The 3215-nt window shown below is 51.6% G+C and carries 1 rRNA gene; it reads right to left on the bottom strand.

Annotated features, from left to right (window positions below):
* Positions 1–127: 127 nt before the first annotated feature.
* Positions 128–3020, bottom strand: a 23S ribosomal RNA gene (locus POF53_RS25800).
* Positions 3021–3215 lie beyond the last annotated feature (195 nt).

Below are 3215 nucleotides of genomic sequence, written 5' to 3'. Positions count from 1 at the left end.
TGCCAGAACATCCAGATGGATACTCCAGCCAATTCGGATATGTGATCTTTGTGGTTCGTCGCGAACTTTCGGTTCTTTCGTCTTCACCACCACAATTTGGCCTCGGCGCAAATTGCTTGGGTGTTATATGGTCAAGCCTCACGGGCAATTAGTATTGGTTAGCTCAACGCCTCACAGCGCTTACACACCCAACCTATCAACGTCGTAGTCTTCGACGGCCCTTCAGGGAGCTCAAGGCTCCAGTGAGATCTCATCTTGAGGCAAGTTTCCCGCTTAGATGCTTTCAGCGGTTATCTCTTCCGAACATAGCTACCCGGCAATGCCACTGGCGTGACAACCGGAACACCAGAGGTTCGTCCACTCCGGTCCTCTCGTACTAGGAGCAGCCCCTCTCAAATCTCAAACGTCCACGGCAGATAGGGACCGAACTGTCTCACGACGTTCTAAACCCAGCTCGCGTACCACTTTAAATGGCGAACAGCCATACCCTTGGGACCGGCTTCAGCCCCAGGATGTGATGAGCCGACATCGAGGTGCCAAACACCGCCGTCGATATGAACTCTTGGGCGGTATCAGCCTGTTATCCCCGGAGTACCTTTTATCCGTTGAGCGATGGCCCTTCCATACAGAACCACCGGATCACTAAGACCTACTTTCGTACCTGCTCGACGTGTGTGTCTCGCAGTCAAGCGCGCTTTTGCCTTTATACTCTACGACCGATTTCCGACCGGTCTGAGCGCACCTTCGTACTCCTCCGTTACTCTTTGGGAGGAGACCGCCCCAGTCAAACTACCCACCATACACTGTCCTCGATCCGGATAACGGACCTGAGTTAGAACCTCAAGGTTGCCAGGGTGGTATTTCAAGGATGGCTCCATGAGAACTGGCGTCCCCACTTCAAAGCCTCCCACCTATCCTACACAAGCAAGCTCAAAGTCCAGTGCAAAGCTATAGTAAAGGTTCACGGGGTCTTTCCGTCTAGCCGCGGATACACTGCATCTTCACAGCGATTTCAATTTCACTGAGTCTCGGGTGGAGACAGCGCCGCCATCGTTACGCCATTCGTGCAGGTCGGAACTTACCCGACAAGGAATTTCGCTACCTTAGGACCGTTATAGTTACGGCCGCCGTTTACCGGGGCTTCGATCAAGAGCTTCGCTTGCGCTAACCCCATCAATTAACCTTCCGGCACCGGGCAGGCGTCACACCCTATACGTCCACTTTCGTGTTTGCAGAGTGCTGTGTTTTTAATAAACAGTCGCAGCGGCCTGGTATCTTCGACCGGCGTGGGCTTACGCAGCAAGTGCTTCACCCTCACCGGCGCACCTTCTCCCGAAGTTACGGTGCCATTTTGCCTAGTTCCTTCACCCGAGTTCTCTCAAGCGCCTTGGTATTCTCTACCTAACCACCTGTGTCGGTTTGGGGTACGGTTCCCAGTTATCTGAAGCTTAGGAGCTTTTCTTGGAAGCATGGCATCAACCACTTCGCGCTCTAATGAGCACTCGTCATCAGCTCTCGGCCTTGAGATCCCGGATTTGCCTAAGATCTCAGCCTACCACCTTAAACTTGGACAACCAACGCCAAGCTGGCCTAGCCTTCTCCGTCCCTCCATCGCAATAACTGGAAGTACAGGAATATTAACCTGTTTTCCATCGACTACGCTTTTCAGCCTCGCCTTAGGGACCGACTAACCCTGCGTCGATTAACGTTGCGCAGGAAACCTTGGTCTTTCGGCGTGCGAGTTTTTCACTCGCATTGTCGTTACTCATGTCAGCATTCGCACTTCTGATACCTCCAGCAAGCTTCTCAACTCACCTTCACAGGCTTACAGAACGCTCCTCTACCGCATCACCAAAGGTGATACCCGTAGCTTCGGTGCATGGTTTGAGCCCCGTTACATCTTCCGCGCAGGCCGACTCGACTAGTGAGCTATTACGCTTTCTTTAAAGGGTGGCTGCTTCTAAGCCAACCTCCTAGCTGTCTAAGCCTTCCCACATCGTTTCCCACTTAACCATGACTTTGGGACCTTAGCTGACGGTCTGGGTTGTTTCCCTTTTCACGACGGACGTTAGCACCCGCCGTGTGTCTCCCATGCTCGGCACTTGTAGGTATTCGGAGTTTGCATCGGTTTGGTAAGTCGGGATGACCCCCTAGCCGAAACAGTGCTCTACCCCCTACAGTGATACATGAGGCGCTACCTAAATAGCTTTCGAGGAGAACCAGCTATCTCCGAGCTTGATTAGCCTTTCACTCCGATCCACAGGTCATCCGCTAACTTTTCAACGGTAGTCGGTTCGGTCCTCCAGTCAGTGTTACCTAACCTTCAACCTGCCCATGGATAGATCGCCCGGTTTCGGGTCTATACCCAGCGACTAAAGCGCCCTATTAAGACTCGCTTTCGCTACGCCTCCCCTATTCGGTTAAGCTCGCCACTGAATATAAGTCGCTGACCCATTATACAAAAGGTACGCAGTCACCTAACAAAGTAGGCTCCCACTGCTTGTACGCATACGGTTTCAGGTTCTATTTCACTCCCCTCTCCGGGGTTCTTTTCGCCTTTCCCTCACGGTACTGGTTCACTATCGGTCAGTCAGTAGTATTTAGCCTTGGAGGATGGTCCCCCCATGTTCAGACAAAGTTTCTCGTGCTCCGTCCTACTCGATTTCACTGGCAAGAGATTTTCGTGTACGGGGCTATCACCCACTATGGCCGCACTTTCCAGAGCGTTCCACTAATCTCAAACCAGCTTAAGGGCTGGTCCCCGTTCGCTCGCCACTACTAAGGGAATCTCGGTTGATTTCTTTTCCTCAGGGTACTTAGATGTTTCAGTTCCCCTGGTTCGCCTCTTGCACCTATGTATTCAGTACAAGATAACCAGCTTATGCTGGCTGGGTTCCCCCATTCAGAGATCTCTGGATCACAGTCTGTTTGCCGACTCCCCAAAGCTTATCGCAGGCTACCACGTCTTTCATCGCCTCTGACTGCCAAGGCATCCACCGTATGCGCTTCTTCACTTGACCATATAACCCCAAGCAATCTGGTTATACTGTGAAGACGACATTCGCCGAAAATTCGCACGTCGCTCTTTCGAGCAGAACTCACAAATTTTACCTTAGCCTGATCCACCAGCAGTGAAACTGGTGTTCAGTCTATTTCTATCACATATCCGAATTTTTAAAGAACGATCTGACAAAAGTCAGAAATCAACATTCATC

The organism is Mitsuaria sp. RG, assembly GCF_028369275.1.
In the GTDB taxonomy this organism is placed as follows: Bacteria; Pseudomonadota; Gammaproteobacteria; order Pseudomonadales; family Pseudomonadaceae; genus Aquipseudomonas; species Aquipseudomonas peradeniyensis.
The sequence above is the reverse complement of the archived record's forward strand: the minus strand, read 5'-3'. Positions and strand labels throughout refer to the sequence as shown.